The sequence below is a fragment of the Roseovarius sp. Pro17 genome (assembly GCF_035599575.1).
Taxonomy (GTDB): domain Bacteria; phylum Pseudomonadota; class Alphaproteobacteria; order Rhodobacterales; family Rhodobacteraceae; genus Roseovarius.
Genome location: NZ_CP141179.1, coordinates 1,467,651 through 1,483,855 on the forward strand (window position 1 = coordinate 1,467,651; position 16,205 = coordinate 1,483,855).

A 16,205-nucleotide genomic window follows, 5' to 3' on the forward strand; every position below is an offset into this window, starting at 1 on the left:
GGTGACAGGGTGCATCCATGGCGGACGCAGGCGCATGAACGATCTGTGGGACGGCTTTGCGCAGGCGGCGTGGCTGATCGTCAGCCTTGATCCCGACCTCTATGAGATCGCGTGGCGCAGCCTTTGCGTCACCGGCGCCGCGCTAGCTATCGCTTGTGTCATTGCGCTGCCCCTTGCGGCTTTTCTGGCGGTGCAGCGCTTTCGCTGGCGGCGCGGGACCATTGCGATCCTCAACGCGATGATGGGCCTGCCGCCCGTGGTGGTCGGTCTGATTGTTTATGTGCTGTTGTCGCGGTCTGGTCCGTTCGGCGTGCTGGGCTTGCTCTTTACGCCGACGGCGATGATCATCGCGCAGATTGTCATCATCGTGCCGCTGATCGCGTCTATCGCACACCAGTCGCTGCGCGAGCTGTGGGCCGAGTATCACGATCTGCTGATTTCAATGAATACCACGCGGGCGCAGCGGATCGGGGCGCTGCTGCATGACGGGCGGCGCGCATTACTGACGGCGGCACTGGCAGGCTTTGGTCGAGGCATCGGCGAGGTGGGCGCGATCATGGTTGTCGGCGGGAATATCGACCACGCGACGCGGGTCATGACCACCGCCATCGCGCTGGAAACGGGCAAGGGCAATTTTGCGCTGGCACTTGGCCTTGGGTTTATCCTGATCGCGCTGTCCATCGCGATTAACCTCGCCATTCATGCCCTTAGCCGGACCGAAACGGGGGGCAGGTGGTGAGCGCTCTTTTGCCAATGACCATGAAGGGCGCAAGCGTCCACCGGCGCGGCAAGCGGTTGATCGGGCCGATTAATCTGACGCTTGAGGGACAGGGGATCACGGCCCTCATCGGTCCAAACGGCGCGGGAAAATCAACCCTTCTCAAGGCGCTGCATGGTCTTGAGCGTCTGAGCCAAGGAACGATCACGTGGGCGTGCCCGCGAGATGAGGCGCGGCGCAGGCAGGCCTTCGTTTTTCAGACGCCGGTCATGCTGCGCCGCTCGGTTCTGGACAATCTGGCCTATCCGCTCCGCCTCAGCGGCACGCCCCGCGCTGCTGCCCGCGCCGCCGCCGAGGAATGGTGCGCACGCATCGGCCTTGCCGGGATGGAGGGGCGGCCTGCCACGGTTCTGTCGGGCGGCGAAAAGCAAAAGCTGGCCCTCTCGCGCGCGCTAATCATAGAGCCCGCTCTGCTTTTTCTGGACGAGCCGTCGGCCTCGCTGGACGGTCGTGCAACGCGCGAGATCGAGGCGCTATTGGCGGTTGCAACCGGCGCTGGAACACGTATCGTTATGGCGACCCACGACATGGGACAGGCAAGGCGTCTGGCCCGAGAGGTAATTTTTCTGCGCGGCGGCAACGTTCATGAAAACGCCCCCGCGATCAATTTTTTCGATGCCCCCACCACGAATGCGGCTACCGCGTTCCTCGCTGGCGACATCGTAGAATAACCCCCGATACGCTTTGACTAAAAGGAGTCTTTGACATGCGTAAAATCACCCTAGCCATGGCTATTGCGCTGACAGGTGGTGCGGCAGCTCATGCCGAGGAAATGAAGATGGCGGTGACGACCAGCTTCCACAATTCCGGCCTCGCCGAGGTGCTGCTGCCCGAAATCAAGAAGGATACCGGCATTGACGTGCAACTGCTGGTCGTTGGCACCGGTCAGGCGATCAAGCTGGGCGAAGCGGGCGATGTCGACGCGATTCTGGTCCATGCCAAGGCCGCCGAAGAGAAATTCGTCGAGGCCGGGCACGGCACGCATCGCCGCGCGATCATGTATAACGACTTTGTAATCATCGGCCCCAACGCCGACCCGGCAGGCGTGAAATCCGCCGATGATGCCGCCGGTGCGCTTAGCGCCATCGAAGCGGCTGAGGCGCCCTTTGTCAGTCGCGGCGACGAAAGTGGCACTCACAAGAAAGAGCTTAGCCTGTGGGACGCCGCCGGCATTGATGCCAGCACTGCCGGAGATTGGTACAAACCCGTCGGCGCGGGTATGGGCGCGGCGCTGAATACGGCGTCGGGCATGGACGCCTACATCATGTCGGATCGCGCAAGCTGGTTGAATTTCGGCAATAAGGGCGATCTGGCGCTGCTGTTCGCGGGCGATCCGGTGTTGTTTAACCAATACGCCTACCTTCCGGTCAACCCCGATAAGGGCGACTACATCAAGAGCGATCTGGCCGCAGAACTGGAAGGCTGGCTGACCAGCGTCCGCGCCAAGGATCTGATCGACGGCTACCGCATCGCGGGCGAGCAGTTGTTCACCTTCAACGCTGAGATGACGGACATGTCCAAAGCTGCCGAGTGATCTTCTGATCGGTTGTGAACGAACGCGGCGCACCCTTTCCGGGGTGCGCCGTTTTTGATTTGGGGTAACGTCACACCTTGCGGTATGGACGCAATACCTCTTGCATGGCGACGATCATCGCGTCGCGTCGCTCCAGCATATCGGCGTGGCTTAGATCGCCCGCCGCCTCATTGGCACCCTCGACGATCAGCGCAATCGTTTCGTCATCGAGATGAGGCTGACCCAGATCGTCCCACCAGCCATTGAACGTATCGCGAAAATGATCGCAAAAAGCCTGAAGCCCGCCGGGACCAGCGCCCATGCTGAAACACGCAGTCGGTCCCATCGCAGCCCACCTGAGGCCGGGACCGGCCCACATTGCCTTGTCGATGTCGCCGACGCTGGCGACGCCCTCCTTCGCCAGATGGATTGCCTCGCGCCAGACGGCGGCTTGCAGGCGGTTGGCGACATGGCCCGGCACTTCCTTGTGGACGCGCACGGTCACTTTGCCGATGCTCTCGTAGAATGCGGCGGCGGCATCGGCGACACCGGCACCGGTGCGCTCATTGCCCATGACCTCGACCAGCGGCACCAGATGCGGCGGGTTGAACGGATGACCCAGAACCAGCGGCGACGGGTCCGTCCAGCCGCCCTGCATCTGGCCCAGCGTCAGGCCCGAAGCTGAACTTGCGACGATTGCGCCGGGCTTCAACGTCGGTTCAATCTCGGCAAAGAGGGCGTGTTTGATCGCCAGTCGCTCAGGTACGTTCTCTTGCACGAAATCGGAGCCTTCCACGGCGGCAGCGGCGCTGGCATGGAATGTCAGCGCATCAGGTGTGCCATTCTCGGTCAGCCCCATGCGCGTCAGCGTGGGCCATGCGGTTTCGACATATTCGCGGACGGTTTTTTCCGCCTCAGGTGAGGGATCATAGACGGCGACCGAGCGACCAGACGCGAGGAACAGCGCCGTCCAACTGGCACCGATGACACCTGCGCCAAGGCAGGCCGTGTGTGTATAATTCATCAAAACAGTCCCGGATTGATAGGGGAGGCAGCGGTCATCCCGCCATCCACGGTAAAGTTGGCACCGCTGACATAAGCTGCCTGATCCGAGGTCAGCCACGACACCATGTTGGCAATATCTTCGGGCGCGCCCATGCGGCCCACGGGATGGCGGGCGAGGGCGTCGCGCTTGGCAGACTCGGGGTTATCCGCCAGCGCAAAGGCGTCGTCGGCCATTTCCGTCAGGATCCAGCCGGGCGCAATGGCGTTGCAGCGCACGTTCGGCCCGTGATCGACAGCGATCGAGCGGGTGAGGCCATGCACGAACGCCTTGCTGGCGTTATAAAGCGCCATCGAAGGGTCCGCAGCACTGGCTGAGATCGAGCCGATATTGATGATAACGCCGCCGGTTTGCTGCATCTGCGGCAACACTGCACGGCACATGTTGAACACGCCCCGGCAATTGGCACCAATCACCAGATCCCAGTCGGCATCGGTGCTGTCCGCCACGGTTTTTTCCACCTGCACGCCCGCGTTATTGACCAGCAGGGCAACGCGGCCCAGCTTTTGGGCGGCATCGGCGATCTCGCTTGCGCCTAATGTTTCTGCCACGCTGGCTTGAACCCAGTGCGCGGCCTTCGGGAAATCATCCGCGCGGGCATTACGACCACAGCCAAGGACGGTATAGCCGTCGGCCATGAGGCGCAGAGCGATGGCCTGACCGATGCCACGCCCGGCACCGGTGACGATTGCGACGCGGCCCGCCGGGCTCATAGTTTCATCTGCTGGACTTGCGCGCTTAGCCCACCGTCCAGCACCCATAGCTGGCCCGATGCATAGCGCGCCTCGTCACTGGCCAGCCAGTTGACGAGGTTCGCGATGTCGTCGGGCGTGCCATAGGCGCGCATCGGATGCACATCGCGCACGGCCTGTTGCAGCTCGCTAATATCCTTGCCACCCCCGCCCGAGCCGTCGCCGGTAAAGAAGCTTTGCAGCATCGGAGTGTCGATATAGCCGGGGCAGATGGCGTTGACGCGGATGCCCTCAGGCCCGTGGTCGCAGGCCATCGCACGGGTCAGCGCATGCACCGCACCCTTGGTCGCGCAATAGGCGGCAAGGCCGGGGTCGGCAATGAATCCATCATAGGAGCCGAAATTGATCAACGATGCGGTGGTGCCATTCTGCGCCGCCTTGCGCATCAGGGGCAGGGCATATTTGCTGGTCAGGAAGGTGCCGGTGACGTTGACGGCAAAGCTGCGGTTCCATTCCTCAAGGGTGGTGTCCTCGATGGTTTTCTCAATCTCGATACCCGCTGCGTTTACCAGGATATCCAGCTTACCAGCCTCGCTTTCGACGCGGGTCATCGCAGCGCGCACTTCGTCTTCGCTACTTACGTCCAACCGGATGAATTCTGCCGCGCCACAGGGCAACTCCAGCGAGCCACCCTCCCTTAGATCAGCCGCATAGACCCGTGCGCCCTCGGCCAGAAACCTTGCGCAGATTGCGCGCCCAATGCCGCCCCGCCCGCCGGTGACGAGGGCAGTCTTGCCTTGCAGCTTCATGCGGCTTCCTCGGCGGCCTTGGCATAGGCGTCCAGCACCAGCCCGTGGAAATGATGCACCGCGTGTTCGGATTTGCCCGAGCCGGAGGGATCGTTGACGATGCGCCCTTGGATAAAGGCGGGCGTGCTCATGCCGCGCTGAACGCTCTCGACCAGTCCGATATCCTCTGGCTGAAGCACCTCGTCGATATAGCGCATCGCGTCGACCTCCATCGGGTCGGGATCGGACGTCTCCAAGTAGAAATCATACGTCTCGAGCGTGCGATCAGGCCCCATCGGGATCACGTTCAGCACGATCATGGATGATCGGCCCGGATAGCGCATCAGGCAGGTCGTTGGCCACATCCACCAGACGGCGTGGGTTTTGACCGTGGCGTTTGAGACGTCATAGGCACTGTTGGGCGACGTGCCTGCCTCGGCCATGTGCGAGGAATAGATGCCGTAGGTCGTGACCTTGTAGGTGTCCATATCGACCAGATCGCAGAAATCCTTGTGCGCGGTCGGGCAATGGTAACACTCAAGGAAATTGTCGACGACATTCTTCCAGTTCGACTTGATCTCGTAACTCATGCGGCGGCCAAAGGTCAGGTTCTCGATATCGGGCGCCCAGTGGCGAATTTCGGTTTCCAGATTGCCGGTCTGTTCGGCCAGCGATTTCGCCGACGGGTCCAGATTGACATAGACAAAGCCGCAGAACTCCTCGACCTGCACCTCGTCGAGGCAGATCTCGGAGGGGGTGAAATCCTCCAGATGCTCGGTTTCCGGCGCGCGGACTAGTTGGCCGTCCAGCTTGTAGACCCACGCGTGATACGGGCACATGATGCGACTGGTGACGCCCTCGCCGCTGAGCAACTCATGCGCGCGGTGCTTGCAGACGTTGTAGAAGGCGCGCAGCGTGCCGTCGCGATCGCGCACAATGGCGATAGGCTGACCGGCGATTTGCAGCGCAAAGTAGCTGCCCGGCTCGCGCAGCTTTTCGACATGGCAGACCCACTGCCAGTGCTTTGCCATGATCGCGCGCAGATCGGCGTCGAACCATTTCTGCTCGGTATAGGCATCGCTGCGCAGGGACAGCGAGCGGCTGCTGTCGGCGTCATAGCCGTGGCGGATAGCGGCAAAATCGCCTGCTGAGGGGAACTGGGTCATGTCGGCTCTCCGGGGTGATGCGGGTGGGATGCGCCGGCTTGCGGCGCTTGACGTTTAGCATGGCAATATGGCGCGCCAGATATGTGCAGGGATAGCCGTTCACTTAGCGTGAATGGACGCGCCGGACAAGAGTACGGGTGAGCCGGGCGAAAGACGCGCCCTATCGCATCTTCCGATGCATCGGCCAGGCGCGAAATTCGAACGGAACGCGCCCCTCGATCCGGTCGGCGCGGGGTGGCAGGCCGAACCGTTCGCGATAGGCACGGCTGAAATGCACCTGACTTGCAAAACCCGACGCCAGCGCCACCTCCGACATCGCCAGCTCGGTCTGCGTGACCAACCCACGCGCACGATCAAGGCGGATATCGCGATAATACAGTGCGGGTGTCTTGCGCACGAAGGTGGCGAACAGACGATTCAGCTGGCGGTGCGAAATGCCGATCTGCGTGCAGATTTCGGCGATGGGCAGCGGCGTTTCAAGGTTCCTTTCCATCAGGGCGATGGCGCGCTTGACGGCGCTGGGCGCGGTGTTGCCCAGCGGCTCTAGCGGGGCGTCGTTCTGGGCGGTGCCGGGCGGGCGCACCGCGCCGTGAAAGAGGTATCGCGCAGCAGCGTTGGCCAGCGCGTCACCGCGTGCCATGTGAATGATTTGAAGCGCGAAGTCGAATGACGCAGCGCCGCCCGCACAGCTGACCCGATTGCCGTCAAAAACATAGAGCTCTTCGCTGAGCGTGCAGGCCGGGAACCGTTCGCCAAAGGCATCCATATGCTCGTAATGCACCGTGGCGCGGCGCCCATCCAACAGCCCTGCCTGCGCCAGCAGAAATGCGCCGGTGTCGATCCCGCCCAGCGTCGTCCCCGCCTGCGCCCACCGCCACAAGGCGCTGGAAAGCTGCGGGGTGAAATGCGCCTCGGGCGTCCAGCTGGATGATACCAGCACCATGTCGCGCGGCGCCGCGCGCAGATCCGCCAGTGGCAGCGTATCGATGCTCATGCCGTTGCTGGCAAGGCATGGCCCACCCGCGCCCGATGCGATATCCCATGCGAAATGCGCCGCGCCGTCCAGATAGTTGGCTGCGCGGAACGGGTCGATGAACGCGGTCGTCGCGGCCAGATTAAAATGCGGCGTAACGATCAGCGTCAACCGGGTTTGCACGATCTTGGGCATGTGACCATTGATGCACAAATCAGGTCCGAAACAAGCAAATTAGGCAGTGACTCCGTGCAATACTCGGTCAATAATAACAAAATCAGGGAGATAACGATGAAAAAAACCATAAAAACAATGCCTTGGACGTGTCTTGGTGCCGTAAGCGTGCTGGCGATGGCCGCCGGTGGCGTTCAGGCCGCTGAACTGGGTGCTGCGGACGAACCGATCAAGCTGGCGGTCAATGAATGGACCGGTCAGCACGTCACCACACATATTGCGGGCGAAATGCTCAAGGCGGCGGGCTACAAGGTGGACTATGTCACGGCCGGTTACATGAACATGTATCAGGCAATGTCCGATGGTGAAATTGATGCCGCGGTGGAAATCTGGTCGTCCAACGTGTCCGACGATTACGCCAAGCATGTTGAATCCGGCGGTATCACCGAGTTGGGCGATCTGGGCCTCGAGGCCAAGGAGGGCATTGCATACCCCGCGCATGTCGCCGAAATCTGCCCCGGCCTGCCTGCCTGGGAGGCGCTCAAGGACTGCGCCGGTCAGTTCGCCACAGCCGAGACGCTGCCGGCTGGCCGCCTCGTTGATTATCCGGCGGATTGGGGCACACCGGGCGCGGAGCGCGTCAAAGGCTTTGACTTGCCGTTCAAGGCAGTTCCGGCTGGCTCCGAAGGGGCGCTGGTCACTGAATTGCGCGCCGCGACTGAAAAGAAATCGCCGCTGCTGATCACCTTCTGGCAGCCGCATTGGGCAATGTCGGCCTATGACGTCAAATTTGTCGATCTGCCCGTGGGCGAAGAGGCATGCTTTGAGGACCCCAGCTGGGGTTCGAACCCCGATGCGACGCATGACTGCGATTTCGCGCCCACCCGAGTCTTTAAGGCCGCTTGGTCGGGTATGGCCGACAAATGGCCCGCCGCCGCCGAGATCCTGACGAACATGGAACTGAGCGTCGAGGACCAGCAGCCGATGATGGGCAAGATCGACGTCGATGGCCAGTCGGTCGAGGAGACCGTCGCCACGTGGATGGACGCCAATAAGGACAAGTGGATGCCCGTCGTTGAGGCCGCCACCAAGTAAAGCGCGCGCCGCCCCCGGCCAATTGGCGTCGGGGGCGGGCCTCAGCATTGCGGCACCCCCGCGCGGAGAATTCCATGACAGAACCGTCCGACGCGGACCATCCTGCGATCCGCTGCCACAACGTGTGGCAGGTCTTTGGCGCCGAGCCGAAGGCAAGACTGGCCGCCGCGTTGGAGCAGTCGGGCGGCGACGCGTCGGGGGCTGCGGATATATTGCGCGGCGAGGGTCTGGTGCCTGCGGTTCAGAATGCCAGCTTTGATGTGCAGCGCGGCGAGTTGTTCGTCATCATGGGCCTTTCGGGGTCGGGCAAGTCCACTATCATCCGCTGCATCGCCCGCCTGATCGAGGCGACGGCGGGCGAGATCGAAATTGACGGCGAGGATATCCTGAACGCGCCGAAAACGCGCATGACCCAGCTGCGTCGCCGCAAGCTGGGCATGGTGTTCCAGCATTTCGGCCTGTTTCCGCACATGACCACACTGCAAAACGTCGCCTTTCCGCTGAAAATGCAGGGTGCCAAGCGCGCTGAGCGGCTGGCGCGGGCGCGCGAGGTGATCGAGTTGGTCGGCCTCAAGGGTCGCGAGGCATCCTATCCGCGCGAGCTGTCTGGTGGCCAGCGCCAGCGCGTCGGTATCGCCCGCAGCCTCGCCGTGAACCCCGACGTGTGGTTTCTGGACGAACCTTTCAGCGCGCTTGACCCGCTGATCCGCCGCCAGCTTCAGGATGAATTCATCGACATCCAGAGGCGGCTCAAGAAATCCATCGTTTTCATCACCCACGACATCACCGAGGCCCTGAAAATTGCGGACCGCATTGCGATCATGCGTGATGGCCAGATCGTGCAGATCGGCACGCCTACAGATATCGTGCTGAACCCGGTCGACGACTACGTGCGCGAATTCGCCAAGGACGTCGCCAAAGGCCGCCATGCGCGTCTGGCGTCGGTCCTGAACCCGGCAGACGGGGATGAGGTCAAGACAGCCGACGATCCCGGTCTGCGCGAGGACATGACGCTGGAAGAGGCGCTGTTGGCCTGCATGTCGCTCTATGAGCCTGTGCCGGTCTGGGGCAGGGACGGCAAGATCGTCGGAACCGTTGATCCTGCCGATCTGGCCAATGCATTGCAGGTCGAGGCCACATGAGCGCTTCCGATCTGCCCGGCTCTGATCAGCGCCTCCTGACGCCCGGTGCCATCGCCGCGCTGGTGGCGCTGGCCGTCGGGGCGCTTTGCATGGTGCTGGCGCCCTACATGCCGTGGCTGGTGAAGTTTCCGGCGGAATGGGCGTTGCCTGCCTCGCGCTGGATCGACGTCGTCCTGACGTGGTTCCTGAACCTCATCAAGCCCGCCGCGCGCGCCTTTTCCCATGCGCTGGCCTATCCGATGGACTGGGCGCAGGCGCTGCTGCTGGGTACGCCATGGCCGTTGCTGATCGCGTTGGTCACGGCGCTTGGCTGGCATGTTGGCGGTTGGAAACTTGCGACGCTCAGCATCGTGGGCCTCGGCTTTGTCGTTGCCTCGGGCTATTGGGTCGAGAGCATGAATACCCTCAGCCTCGTCGCTGTGTCAGTGCCGCTGGCGCTGCTGCTGGGAGGGGCGACGGGTATCCTCGCCAATGAGGTGCCGCGCGTGAAATCCGCTGTGCAAACCGTCATGGACGTCATGCAAACGGTCCCGACTTTCGCCTATCTCACGCCGCTTCTGCTGCTGTTCGGTTTTGGCCCCGTCGTGGGCCTGATCGCGTCGGCAATCTATGCCGCCCCGCCCATGGCGCGCAACGTCATCCTCGGATTGGAGCGGATCGAGACCGACATCAAGGAGGCCGCGATCATGTCCGGCGGCAGCCGCATGCAGCAGTTGTTTCTGGTCGAGATCCCGTCGGCGACCACCCAGATTATGGTTGGGGTCAATCAGTGCCTCATGGCCGCGCTCAGCATGGTGATCATCGCCGCCGTGATCGGCGGATTTGACGATATCGGCTGGGAAGTGCTGCTGACCATGCGCAAGGCGCAGTTCGGCGCGGCACTGCTCGCAGGGCTCGTGATCGTCGCCTTTGCCATCGTGATCGACCGTATCAGCAGTCGCATGGCGCATGAGCGCGAGCGCCATGATGGGCGTGTGACGCTGGGGATTATCGCAGTGGGCGGGGCACTGGCCGTTCTGGCGTGGCTCTATCTGCCGGCGGCGGGCCGGCTGACGCTGCTGGTGCCGGTGGCCGATTGGGTTGATGGCGCGCTGTCGGCATTTGTGCGCGCCAATGGCAGCGCGCTGGACGCGATCAAGAACGGTGCGATGTTCTACGGCCTGCTGCCGCTCAGGATCGGCCTCGACGGGGCGGTTCTGCCGTTCACCTGGGGATTTCAGTGGACCGGCGGCATGAGCGCCGCGTTCCTTGCCGTCGCCGCGCTCCTCGGCGCAGGGCTGGCGGCAACGGGCCGTTTGGCAGCGGGTCTGATGCTGGTGATCGCGGCTGGCGTGATCGAAACCGGCATCGCCGAATTACCATGGCCTTTTGTGCTGGTCGGCGCGGGCGCCATCGGCTGGGTTGCGGGCGGGCGCAAACTGGCGCTTTTTTCGGTGTTGATGCTGACTGCAGTGCTGCTGTCGGGCCTCTGGGGCAAGGCGCTGTGGTCGCTGTACCTATCTGGCGCTGCTGTTCTGACCTGTGCGGTCCTAGGCGGTGCGATCGGCCTCGTTTGCGCGCTCAGCCCGCTGGCGTGGCGCATCGTGCAGCCGATCTGCGACATGCTGCAGACCATCCCGCTGTTTGTGTTCCTAATCCCGGTGCTGATGTTCTTTCAGATTGGCGAATTCTCGGCCTTTCTCGCAATCATTCTCTACGCCATCGTGCCGATGATCCGCTACACGCGCCACGGCCTCGTCACCACGCCGCCCGAGTTGATCGAGGCGGCCGTGTCATCCGGCGCGACCACATGGCAGACCATGCGCGAAGTGCGTGCGCCCTATGCCGCGCCGACGATTCTTTTGGGGCTGAACCAGACGATCCTATATGCTTTCGCGATGCTGGTGATTGCGGCGCTGATTGGCACTACTGGGCTGGGTCAGTCTATTTTCCTCGCGCTGGGGCAGGCCGATGTGGGCCTTGGCATCACTGCGGGGGCGTGCATGGCGATCCTTGCGCTAGTGGCGGATCGCCTCGTGCAGGGTTTTGCTGCAGAGAGACGGCGGGTGTTGGGGCTTTAGAATAGGCTGGAGACCGGCGCGCCGGGGGCAAGGTCCATGTCGCGGCGCAGTTGCGCGCGGGCACGGGCAAGGCGCGACATCACCGTGTTTTTGGCGCAACCGGTCTGGCCTGCCAGCGCCGCTGGGCTGGTTTCGCCAGCCATGACCAGCGCAATCAGCGCACCTTGGTCGGCGGGCAGGCGGGCGATAGCGCCTTGCAGATCGCTGAGCGCGAGGCTGGCAAAGACTTCCGGCTCGATACTGGGGCCGTCGGCCTCGTCCAGTTGCATCATCGGCGCGCGACGCAATCCCTGACGGAATAAATTGCGCAAGGCGGCGCGTGCATAGGCGCGCAGATCGTCGACACCCTCCACGTCGTACCTGCGCCGCCAAAGCCGCAGTAGCGTCTCTTGCGCCAGATCCTGCGCCTCGGCCTCACTTCCGGCGAGGCGGCGCGCCAGACGCATGAGGTCAGGGTGTAGCTCGACGATATTATGGGTGACACAGGCAGTAGCAGGTGGCGACTGGGTGATTTGGGGCAGCGGATGATTCATTGGACAGGCCTTTATCGTGTCGGGTCTATTAAATGTGGCATCCTTTTAAGCCACTGCAATCCGGGGGTTTTCCGCCCATTCCGCGCAATGCCCCTTTTTGCGCGGAGGTGCGCCGCCCGCCACACCCCATATCGGCAATGTGCCGCCGGATGGCGGCGTTCGACGTCACCTGATGGACGCAAACCGCCCCGCCCGCGTCTTGTGAGGTGAAGCGGGCAATGATGCCACTTCCCAAGACGACAAGAGACTTAAGGAGAAACTAAATGACTAAATTCATCGTACTCGCACTCGGCATGGGCGCACTGGCAACCAGCGCGTTCGCAGACATCAGCGCCCTTGACGCCAACGGAGATGGCATGCTGACCGTGGACGAGGTTCAGGCAGCCTATCCCGAAGTCACTGCTGACCAGTTCAGCCAGATCGACGTGAACGGCGACGGCGCAATCGACGACGCCGAGATGGGGGAAGCACAGGCCAATGGCCTGATGCCCGCAGCCTCCGCCGACGAAGGCTAAACCTAAAAGACGCCCGGCGGCCATGTGGCGCCGGGCTAACGGTTTTCCCGGGCCGCCATTCTTCTCCAGCAGACACTGATAGTCATGGGAAAAGTAGTCGCAGGGTGGCCCCTCATTAGGGCCGCCCTGCGGTGCCATCGATTGAAACCCATGCGGCGCGGCCCATCATGGTGCCGCGCCGCATGCATTTGTTTGGGTGATATTGCCAGGCCAGTGGATTTAGGCTCGGCCCGTCACAAGTATTACTTGGGCGCAGCCCGCCGTACCATGCCAAACAGGTCGCGCGGATCGTCGGGATCGGCCAGCATGTCCAGGTCCTGGTGAAAATCCGTGCCCTCGATCTTGGCACGCACATACCGCAGCGCGCTGAAATCCTCGGTGGCAAAGCCGACCGAGTCAAAAAGCGTGATTTGCGCATCGCTTGTGCGGCCTTTGGCTGTGCCGGTCATCACTTGCCACAGTTCGGTCACGGGAAAATCCTCGGCCATCTGCTGAATTTCGCCCTCAATGCGGGTCTGGGGCGGGAATTCGACAAAGACGTCCGAGCGCTCCAATATGGCCGGGGCCAATTCCGTCTTGCCGGGGCAGTCGCCGCCGATGGCGTTGATATGCACGCCCGCGCCGACCATGTTGTCGGTCAGGATCGTCGCATATTGCTTGTCGGCCGTGCAGGTCGTGATGATCTGCGCACCTTCCATGCTGGCCTCGGCTGAATCGCACTCGATTACGTTCAGGCCCAGCCCGGCGAGGTTTTTCGCGGCCTTTGCGGTCGCTGCCTTGTCGATATCGTAAAGGCGCACAGTCTTGATGCCGACAATGGCCTTCATCGCGAGGCTCTGGAATTCCGATTGCGCGCCGTTGCCGATCATCGCCATCGTGTCCGCGCCCTTGGGGGCGAGGTATTTCGCGACCAGCGCCGATGTGGCAGCGGTCCTGAGCGCGGTCAGGATCGTCATTTCGCTCAACAGCACGGGATAGCCGTTGCCGACATTCGCCAAGAGGCCAAAGGCAGTGACCGTCTGAAGGCCTTGCTTGGTGTTGCTGGGGTGGCCGTTCACGTATTTAAACCCATAAACCTCGCCATCCGAGGTGGGCATCAGCTCAATCACGCCCTCTTCGGAGTGGCTGGCGACGCGGGGCGTCTTGTCGAACAACTCCCAGCGCTTGAAGTCCTCTTCGATGTAGTCGGCGAGGCCGGTCAGCATCGGCTCAATGCCGATATGGTGGATCAGCTTCATCATATTATCGACGCTGACGAAGGGCACATAGGCCTTGTGGGACGGGGACAGGTTGCTCATCACAGGCTCTTTTCGATGTTTGTGTTGCGTTTGGCGAGGTGCAGACCGGCGATCATGCAGCGCACCGATCCTCCGGCGCTCTCGATCGTGGGAATGTCGAGGGGAACGATGCGGGTGGACCGCTCAATCAGGGCGATCTGACGCTTGTCCAGCGCGGCCAGTGCGCGCGATGACATGGCGGTCATCAGGCCGGCAGGTGTGCTGAGTTCAATGGCGTTGCCAGCGAATTCGGCGATCTGGTGATGCGTCAGGTCGATCACGTCACGGCCCGGCTCGGCCAGACGTTCGGCGATTTCCAGACGGCGGGGGGCGTTTTCTATCATGTCGAGGCTGACCATAGCAAAATGCGTGCCAATCGTCATGATGACGTTGGTATGATAGACGGGCGCGCCACTTTCGTCGACGGCGGCGAACACCATCGGCTCATAGCCGAAGTTGGTGCAAAACCGCTCCAGCAGGATCGGATCGGCGCGGTGCGAGCGCGCGACATAGGCGATGCGCCCGATATGGTCGATGACCATCGCGCCGGTGCCCTCCAGCGCCATTCCGTCCGGTTCCAGCCCCGAATAGTCGGTGACGGCCTGCACGCGGTATTCGGCCTTCAACATCTCGATCACATCGCTGCGCCTTTCGCGGCGGCGGCTGGGCACGAACATCGGGTAGATTGCGACATGCCCGCCCGGATGGGTCGAAAACCAGTTGTTCGGGAATACGGCGTCGGGGGTGTCATCCCGCTCGTCCTGAAAGACGTGCACCCCGACGCCCTCGTCCTGCAGGCGGGCGACCGCGCCATCGAACTCGGCGCAGGCGTTTGCGGCGACCTCATCGACGGTCAGGTCCGGGGTTGATTGGAACCGGTTGTCGGTCGCCGTCTCGGGGTTCGGATGGAACCTGTTCGGGCGGATCATCACCACGCTGGAGGGGGCTTGAACCGTCATGAAAAGGCCTGCGTCGGGCGGTCGAATACGCGTCGTCCAAGGGCCGAGGCCGCCAGATCCACCATCACCTGCGCGGTGCGCCCCCGGTCATCCAGAAACGGGTTCAACTCGACCAGATCCAGCGAGGTCATGAGGCCCGAGTCGCAGATTATTTCCATCGCCAAATGCCCCTCTCGCATCGTCGCCCCGCCGGGAACGGTGGTGCCGACGGCAGGCGCAAAGCTGGGGTCGAGGAAATCGACATCAAGTGAGACATGCAGCATCCCGTTCGCATTTTGCACATCCGCGAGGAATTCGGTGAGGGGGCGGGCGATGCCCGTCTCGTCGATGCTGCGCATGTCGTGATAGCGCACGTTGGTCAATTGCATCGCCTCGCGCTCTTCTGGGTCGACGGATCGCAGGCCCAGCAGGCAGATATTTTCATGCGGAATCGGATGCGCGACCTTGGGAAAACCGTGAAAACCCGCGCGCCCTGTCACATAGCCCAAGGGTGCGCCGTGCAGATTGCCCGACTCGGTGCTCTGCGGAGTGTGGTAGTCGGTATGCGCGTCCAGCCACAGAACAAACAGAGGGCGATCCTGCCGCGCCGCATGGTTCGCGGCACCCAGCACTGATCCCAGCGCCAGACCATGATCGCCACCGAGGAAGATCGGGAGGCCGCGCGGCAGTGCCTCTTCGGCGGCGCGGGCGAGGGCGGCGGTCCAGCCGATCATCTCGGCCGGCTCGTGCAGATGGTCGGGCAGGTCCGGATGCGCCTCGGCCGCGTCGGGCGCGATATTGCCGATATCGACCACATCATGGCCCAGATCGGCGAGCGCCGGGCCGATTCCGGCCACACGATACGCGTCGGGGCCCATGAGGCAGCCTTGGCGGCGTTTGCCACTGTCCATTGGTGCGCCGATCAGGATGCAGGTTTTGGCGGTCATGATAGTCTCCTCTTTGGGCTTGAGTGCAATCTGTTGCGCAAATGGGGCGAATGGAATAGTGCAATTTGCACAAATGGGAATAAGATTGCTCGAAACGGAAGGATAGGCTGGCGAAATGGACAATATTGACCAATCCCTGATATCAACGCTGCGCCATAACGCGCGCGCGTCGCTTTCTGACCTTGCGGCCAGCTTGGGCGTGTCGCGCACCACGGTGCGCTCGCGCATTGAGCGTTTGCAGCGCAGCGGCGAGATCGTCGGCTTTTCGGTCGTGCTGAAGGGCGACGCGGCGCGCGATCCGGTGCGTGGGTTGATGATGCTGGGCATTGAGGGGCGTGGCACTGATCGAATCCTGCGCCAGCTGAATGGGCTGAGTGCGGTGCGCGCCAGCCATACGACCAACGGGCGCTGGGATATCATCGTGGAAATCGGCGCGCCAACGCTGGAAGAGCTGGACCGCGTTTTGGCGCAGGTCAGGCGCATGGACGGGATCGTGAGCAGCGAAACGAGCCTGCTGTTGAGTACGCGTAAGTCAGCGGGGTAAGCGTCGC

At 62.5% G+C, this 16,205-nt stretch carries 17 protein-coding genes; 8 read left to right on the forward strand and 9 right to left on the reverse strand.

Going from position 1 to position 16,205, the window contains the following annotated elements; all coding sequences use genetic code 11:
* Window positions 1–34 precede the first annotated feature (34 nt).
* From U3654_RS07095 to U3654_RS07105, 3 genes are read left to right on the forward strand one after another with little or no spacing between them, the layout of a single operon-like run.
* The gene (locus tag U3654_RS07095; protein ID WP_324754639.1) at window positions 35–739 is read left to right on the forward strand and encodes an ABC transporter permease; all 705 of its coding nucleotides are present in this window, start codon (window positions 35–37) and stop codon (window positions 737–739) included.
* Window positions 733–1,449: an ATP-binding cassette domain-containing protein gene (locus tag U3654_RS07100; RefSeq protein ID WP_324754640.1), complete on the forward strand. Its 717-nt coding sequence runs from the start codon at window positions 733–735 to the stop codon at window positions 1,447–1,449. Before U3654_RS07095 ends, U3654_RS07100 begins: the two co-directional genes overlap by 7 nt.
* A gap of 35 nt (window positions 1,450–1,484) precedes the next feature.
* Window positions 1,485–2,312 (forward strand): substrate-binding domain-containing protein, encoded by an 828-nt coding sequence (locus tag U3654_RS07105; RefSeq protein ID WP_324754641.1) that lies wholly within the window; start codon window positions 1,485–1,487, stop codon window positions 2,310–2,312.
* 70 nt (window positions 2,313–2,382) lie between these two features.
* Here the strand turns inward: U3654_RS07105 and U3654_RS07110 are convergent, their stop codons facing one another.
* The 5 genes from U3654_RS07110 to U3654_RS07130 all read right to left on the reverse strand — a co-directional run bounded on the left by U3654_RS07110 (window position 2,383) and on the right by U3654_RS07130 (window position 7,168).
* Entirely contained in the window at window positions 2,383–3,315 is a 933-nt protein-coding gene (locus U3654_RS07110; RefSeq protein WP_324754642.1) for a 3-hydroxyacyl-CoA dehydrogenase NAD-binding domain-containing protein, read from the reverse strand.
* Entirely contained in the window at window positions 3,315–4,067 is a 753-nt protein-coding gene (locus U3654_RS07115; protein ID WP_324754643.1) for an SDR family oxidoreductase, read from the reverse strand. Before U3654_RS07115 ends, U3654_RS07110 begins: the two co-directional genes overlap by 1 nt.
* Complete coding sequence (locus tag U3654_RS07120) at window positions 4,064–4,855, reverse strand: SDR family NAD(P)-dependent oxidoreductase (protein ID WP_324754644.1); 792 nt, start codon at window positions 4,853–4,855, stop codon at window positions 4,064–4,066. Before U3654_RS07120 ends, U3654_RS07115 begins: the two co-directional genes overlap by 4 nt.
* Window positions 4,852–6,000 carry a ring-hydroxylating oxygenase subunit alpha gene (locus U3654_RS07125; protein WP_324754645.1) on the reverse strand — a complete coding sequence of 383 codons (1,149 nt, stop codon included), beginning with the start codon at window positions 5,998–6,000 and terminating at the stop codon, window positions 4,852–4,854. The genes U3654_RS07120 and U3654_RS07125 overlap by 4 nt, the downstream gene beginning before the upstream one ends.
* A 160-nt stretch (window positions 6,001–6,160) precedes the next feature.
* Complete coding sequence (locus U3654_RS07130; protein WP_324754646.1) at window positions 6,161–7,168, reverse strand: GlxA family transcriptional regulator; 1,008 nt, start codon at window positions 7,166–7,168, stop codon at window positions 6,161–6,163.
* A gap of 96 nt (window positions 7,169–7,264) precedes the next feature.
* Between U3654_RS07130 and U3654_RS07135 the strand changes: the two genes are divergently transcribed.
* The 3 genes from U3654_RS07135 to U3654_RS07145 all read left to right on the forward strand — a co-directional run bounded on the left by U3654_RS07135 (window position 7,265) and on the right by U3654_RS07145 (window position 11,444).
* Window positions 7,265–8,242, forward strand: a complete 978-nt coding sequence (locus U3654_RS07135; protein ID WP_324754647.1) for an ABC transporter substrate-binding protein — start codon at window positions 7,265–7,267, stop codon at window positions 8,240–8,242.
* A 74-nt stretch (window positions 8,243–8,316) separates the two neighbouring features.
* Window positions 8,317–9,384: a betaine/proline/choline family ABC transporter ATP-binding protein gene (locus U3654_RS07140; protein ID WP_324754648.1), complete on the forward strand. Its 1,068-nt coding sequence runs from the start codon at window positions 8,317–8,319 to the stop codon at window positions 9,382–9,384.
* Window positions 9,381–11,444, forward strand: coding sequence for an ABC transporter permease (locus U3654_RS07145; protein ID WP_324754649.1), 2,064 nt, complete (start codon window positions 9,381–9,383; stop codon window positions 11,442–11,444). The genes U3654_RS07140 and U3654_RS07145 overlap by 4 nt, the downstream gene beginning before the upstream one ends.
* Here the strand turns inward: U3654_RS07145 and U3654_RS07150 are convergent.
* A complete protein-coding gene (locus U3654_RS07150) occupies window positions 11,441–11,977 on the reverse strand; it encodes an RNA polymerase sigma factor (protein WP_324754650.1) in 537 nt (178 codons plus the stop codon). The genes U3654_RS07145 and U3654_RS07150 overlap by 4 nt on opposite strands.
* 263 nt (window positions 11,978–12,240) lie before the next feature.
* On the opposite strand from U3654_RS07150, the gene U3654_RS07155 reads away from it, so the two are divergent.
* Complete coding sequence (locus U3654_RS07155; protein WP_324754651.1) at window positions 12,241–12,492, forward strand: EF-hand domain-containing protein; 252 nt, start codon at window positions 12,241–12,243, stop codon at window positions 12,490–12,492.
* Window positions 12,493–12,734: 242 nt separating this feature from the next.
* On the opposite strand, the gene U3654_RS07160 is transcribed toward U3654_RS07155, so the two are convergent.
* The 3 genes from U3654_RS07160 to rocF are packed head-to-tail and all read right to left on the reverse strand — an operon-like array spanning window position 12,735 to window position 15,654.
* Window positions 12,735–13,790: an ornithine cyclodeaminase gene (locus tag U3654_RS07160; RefSeq protein WP_324754652.1), complete on the reverse strand. Its 1,056-nt coding sequence runs from the start codon at window positions 13,788–13,790 to the stop codon at window positions 12,735–12,737.
* Entirely contained in the window at window positions 13,790–14,728 is a 939-nt protein-coding gene (gene ctlX / locus U3654_RS07165) for a citrulline utilization hydrolase CtlX (RefSeq protein WP_324754653.1), read from the reverse strand. The genes U3654_RS07160 and ctlX overlap by 1 nt, the downstream gene beginning before the upstream one ends.
* The gene (rocF, locus tag U3654_RS07170) at window positions 14,725–15,654 is read right to left on the reverse strand and encodes an arginase (RefSeq protein WP_324754654.1); all 930 of its coding nucleotides are present in this window, start codon (window positions 15,652–15,654) and stop codon (window positions 14,725–14,727) included. Before rocF ends, ctlX begins: the two co-directional genes overlap by 4 nt.
* 115 nt (window positions 15,655–15,769) lie before the next feature.
* Here rocF and U3654_RS07175 point away from each other — a divergent pair, with 115 nt between their 5' ends.
* The gene (locus U3654_RS07175) at window positions 15,770–16,198 is read left to right on the forward strand and encodes an Lrp/AsnC family transcriptional regulator (RefSeq protein ID WP_324754655.1); all 429 of its coding nucleotides are present in this window, start codon (window positions 15,770–15,772) and stop codon (window positions 16,196–16,198) included.
* Window positions 16,199–16,205 lie beyond the last annotated feature (7 nt).